Source organism: Armatimonas sp. (assembly GCF_043760365.1).
Lineage (GTDB): Bacteria > Armatimonadota > Armatimonadia > Armatimonadales > Armatimonadaceae > Armatimonas.
Genome location: NZ_JAYUPA010000356.1, coordinates 1 through 5,145, shown reverse-complemented (window position 1 = coordinate 5,145; position 5,145 = coordinate 1). Strand labels below are relative to the sequence as shown.

Annotated in this window: 1 protein-coding gene and 1 pseudogene; both read left to right on the top strand. The window is 56.8% G+C overall.

Translation table 11 applies throughout. From position 1 onward, the window contains the following. Positions 1–3,792 (top strand): FtsX-like permease family protein (locus ACH2EH_RS08620; RefSeq protein WP_395140792.1); only part of this gene is annotated, 3,792 nt, incomplete at its 5' end. Between the two features lies 1 nt (position 3,793). Further along, positions 3,794–5,145 (top strand): annotated as a pseudogene (locus ACH2EH_RS08615) (hypothetical protein); the annotation flags it as partial.

Genomic DNA, 5,145 nt, shown 5'->3' with positions numbered 1-5,145 from the left:
GCGGGCGGGATGGCGGGCCTCCTTCAGACAGCCCGGACATTTAAGAAACGAGGCAACGAGCGCACTATTTGGTTTCTAGCGACTTCCGGGCACTGCCTCGGGCTACAAGGCGTGCGCGAGTTCATTGACAACCACATAGACGACTGGCAGGTTCCTGGGCCGTTTGCCAAGCTCTTTGGACAGGCAAAAGACCCGAAAGACCCGATCTACCTCTGGGTGGGACTCGATCTGGCCAGCCAGACCCGGGCGCTGGGGATTTTCTACAAGGCCCACTTAATCAATGTTCGTGAAGACACTCAGAATTTGTTCTCAGACATTGCCCGTGTCTCCCGTGAGAACAACGATAAAGTAGCCGAGGTGCTGGGCTACGATGCCAAGAAGCGCTTCTCCGATGGGGTAAACCCCGTAGACGGCAAGAGCTGGCGCAACTTTATCCCAGGACGGCCCGCTTTCGATGCCGAGGTGGTTGGGATGGCAGGTGGTTTTGGGGTCACGTTTTCGTCGATTGACGACTCGCGTAACCAGGTGGATACGCCGTTTGATACGTTTGAAAAAGTCAATATCGCGAATCTTGCGCTCCAGCTCAAGACTTTTGTCTGTTTGCTACAGCACTACATCAACGATCCTAACGACCAAAACGCCGATCCAAAGAAACAAATCCCTCTCTACAAGACCTGTCAGTGGACCCGAATGGGCCTGCGCTCTGGCTTTGCGACCCTCAAGGGCCGTGTCCGTGAGTACGAGCCGCGCCGCTCCCTGGTGCCGAGTGATCCCGTAGACCGTGCCCTCGTAGTCGTGCCGCACAACTCCAATACTAAGAGCTTTATTGGGGTACGGGGCAACTTTATCCAGATGGTGAGCGACGATCAGGGAGGCTTCAAGGGCAAAGAGGGCAAGGCGAGCTTTGCGTTTAAAGGCATGCCCCCCACGACGGCGGACAACCAGGAGCACCGAGTCGAGTCCTATCACATGGACTCCAAGAGCGGTGATATTGACTATGCCCCAGACAAAGGGGTAACCGGCGCTGCCTACCCCAGTCAGTTCCGCATCACGACCGGAGAAAAAGAAGTCCTCTCGGTGCTCTTTCCGTGTGTCGCGACAAATATCTTTGATCTTGTTGATCAGCAGGCACTCCGAACACTCTCCACTATGACAATCTACGACGGTATCTCCAATGGTGAGCCCCGTCAGTTTGGCTATGTACTGGCCAAGCCAGAGCCAGGGGTCAGCTATGTCGAGGACACCGCAGTTGTCTTTGCGCGGCGTGGCGATGAGTACGGCACGGGCACGGAGAAGAATGCTGCGACCAACAAGCTGCGGCAGTTTAAGATCATCATGGGAAGTGGCCCGGCAGCCACGCGGTTCTTGCTCATCAACTCGACGCCTAGTAACCCGGAGGGTGAGGGCTACGTGATGGGGGCGGGCCAGGGGAGCGATGCTATTGAGTCGTCGCGCTCGTCGGCCATTATCCACACGGCGCTTAATGTTGCCAAAGACATGTGGAAGCTCGATGACTTCCGAATCCAGCGCCTGATCACGAACAATATCCGCAACAAAGGAATCGAGGGACTCCATGCCAACGCCAAGGAATTTATTGATAAAGCTGAGGTAGCCCTCGCGGCCAAAGACTACCAGCGCTTCGATACCTATGCCCGCGCGGCGTGGGGCTACGAGAGCCGCGCCTACCCGGATGTGACCAAGACGCAGCAAGACGTGGTCAACGGGGTGATTTTCTACCTCGCTCTGATGATCCCCTTTGCGTATTTTCTGGAGCGCCTGCTCTTTGGTTTCTCGGATCTAAAGCGCCAGCTCGGAGCGGTCTTTTCGATCTTCCTGGTGATCTTTGGCATCTTCGCCGCGATCCACCCGGCGTTCCGGATCACGCTCAATGCGGGGATTATCCTGCTCGCCTTTATCATGATGGCGCTCTCTGTTCTGGTGACAGTGCTCGTCTGGCAGAAATTTGAGCAGCAGCTCAAGCAGCAGACCAAGGCAATGACCGGGACACACTCGCTGGATGCGGGGAAGAGTTCCATTGCGATTGCCGCGTTCGCACTCGGCGTGGCGAACATGCGTCGCCGTGCAACCCGCACCACGCTGACTTGTGTGACTCTCGTCTTACTGACATTTACAGTTCTCGCCTTCACGTCTATTGTGCAGGAGCTACGCTTCAACCAGGTGCCTGCGCCCGGCAAGCCGCTCTACAACGGCATTCTGCTACGCGACCCGAACTGGAACGCGCTCCAGCAAGTGGCGTATCGGCTGCTCGACGATGAGTTCGGGAAGACGCGCTTGGTGGCACCGCGTGGCTGGTTCCTAGGCACACAGCCGGGTGAGCAGACCTTCTTGACCCTGAAGCGTGCGGATCGTGAGTTTGGGGCAAAGGGTGCGGTCGGGCTCTCCCCCAACGAGGCAAAAGTAACGGGCGCTGCCGACGCACTCGCGGCGGGGCGCTGGTTCTCACCGGGAGACACCCTCGTGATGATCCTGCCCCGAAAAGTGGCGGACAACTTGCGCATCACCGACAGCGATGTGAGCAATGCCTCCGCAAAGGTCAGCTTCTCGGGCCAGGACTACACGGTGATTGGAATTCTGGATCAGGATAGGTTCAAGCAGGTGCTAGACCACGACCAGGAGCCGCTCACTCCCGTAGACTTTGTCCAGATGCAACAGCTCCAAAAGCAGGGCAAGACGGATAACTCCAGCGGCTTCCAGCAGTACCTACACCTAGACTCTGATGTTATTTTCTTCGTACCTTACCAGACTCTTATTAATTTAGGGGGCGACCTGCGCTCAGTTGCGATTGGCTACGGTGACGATGAGTCGGCAGTGGTTAAAGAGCTCAAAGAGAATCTCATGAAGCGCTTCGACATGAACCTCTATGCCGCATCTGAGAAACTCGGCGCGAACCCGGGTAAGATCGAGCGGTTCTCGTCGGTAGGGGCAACCAAGGGCGAGGATTTTGGGACGATTCTGATTCCGATTCTCATCGCCGCGCTGATTGTCTTGAACACGATGCTCGGCTCAGTCTTTGAGCGTATTAAAGAGATCCATATCTTTAGCTCCATCGGGCTCTCCCCAAGTAATATCGGGACACTGTTCATGGCGGAGGCGCTGGTCTATGCGATTCTCGGGTCGGTAGCGGGCTACGTCCTAGGCCAAGCGATCAGTAAGCTGCTCTCGACATTCCATTTGATGCAAGGGCTCTCGCTGAACTTCTCGTCCGTGAGTGCGGTACTCTCCACACTCGTAGTCGTGGCAGTGGTGATGCTCTCGACTCTCTGGCCCGCGAAGAAAGCATCGGAAGTCGCCAGTCCCTCCAGTAGTAAGACCTGGTCTGTGCCTGATCCCATCGGTGATGACTGGCACATCCGGCTCCCCTTCGCCGTAACCGGTGACCAAGCATCAGGCGTGAATGGCTTTCTTGCAGAGTGGTTCCAGAGCTACGAGGGCTACTCCGTCGGAGACTTTATCACGGAAGGGATTGTCCGTGAGAGCTTCGAGACGCCTAAGGGCCACGCCTATCGCATTGGGTGCAAAGCCTGGCTCGCGCCCTTTGATCTTGGGGTATCACAGATGATCCGTTTGGAGACGCTCCCGACAGATCTTGAGGATGTCTTCGATCTGAAGCTCACTCTACACCGGGTGTCTGGCGATGTCTCCAACTGGAAACGTGTCAACCGGCGCTTCCTCAATACCCTGCGTAAGCAGTTCCTGGTCTGGCGCACCCTGAGCGCCGCAGAGCGAGAGCGCTACCTAACCCAGACCGAATTCGCGAGTGTGGAGGCGTAAAATGGCAAACGAAATGGATGATAAACACAGAAGCTCAGAGGAGCATGGCAGCGAAGACGTCGCGACGCCCCAGCACACGGACCATCAAGATCATAGTGTTCAGGATGCCCGCGATTTTATTGAGGCGGAGTCCCAGGGCGATGATAGTGCCTTCGATGAGGGCTTCACCGGCAAGACCATTCTAGGCTCGATCTTTGTCAGCCTGATCATGACTGCGGGCGCGATCTATCTAGGATTGGTCGCGGGCTCAGGGCTTGGGGCGGCATCACAGTGGGTGACCATTGTCCTCTTTGCGGAGATCGCTCGCCGCTCGTTTTTACCTCTCAAGCGCCAGGAGATCTTTCTTCTCTACTACGTCGCTGGTGGGCTTGCTGCTGTCGCGGGTGCGGATCGTGGAATCTCAGGCGGTCCTTTTGGCTGGTTGATCTGGAACCAGTACTACATCCAGAGCCCCCAAGCCGCGTCCATTGCCAAGGAAATTCCCTGGTTCTCTAGCCCCAAGCCGGGCTCGCCCGCACTGGATCAACGTAGCTTTCTGCACCCCGACTGGTGGGGGCCGATTGGCGTGATGATGCTCCACCAGACTCTGGAGCGCCTCTCCTGGCTCCCGGCGGGCTACATCCTCTTCCGCGCCACCAGCGATGTCGAGCGACTCCCCTTTCCGTTGGCATCGGTAGCGGCATCGGGTGCGACGGCGCTCGCGGAGGCGGGAAGCAAAGAGGACTCCTGGCGCTGGCGTATCTTCTCAACCGGAACCGTGGTTGGTTTGATCTTCGGTGGGATCTACACCGCGATCCCGATCATCACCGGAACGATGTTTGGGAAGCCCGTGATGCTCATCCCGATTCCCTTCATAGACTTCATGGCGTCCACGGAAACCATTCTTCCCGCAGCCCCCGTGGGCTACTCGGGCGATCTGACAAGAGTCTTGACAGGATTTGTTCTCCCCTTTGAGATGGTAGTGGCCACCTTCGTCTCCTCGATTGTGTGCCAGATGGGGCTCAACCCCTTTCTCTACCGGCAGGGTGTGCTTAAGCAATGGCATCCGGGCACTGAGTCTATTGAGACACGCGTTGTCAACCACTTCGATTTCTGGCTCTCGGCAGGCATGGGAATTCAGATCGCCATCGCGATTATCGGACTCTATATTATTATCAAGGGCTCGATTGAGGCATCTCGTGGTTTGAACCGTGGGACACGTGGTGCATGGCACGAAGTCCCAGCGGGACGTGGTGATAAAGCGGGCTGGTGGAAGATTGCTTTAGGAATTTGGCTACTGGCAACCCTAGGCTACATCGCCTTCACGCACTACTTGATCCCGGATTTCCCGGTGATGTTGCTGCTTGGCTACGG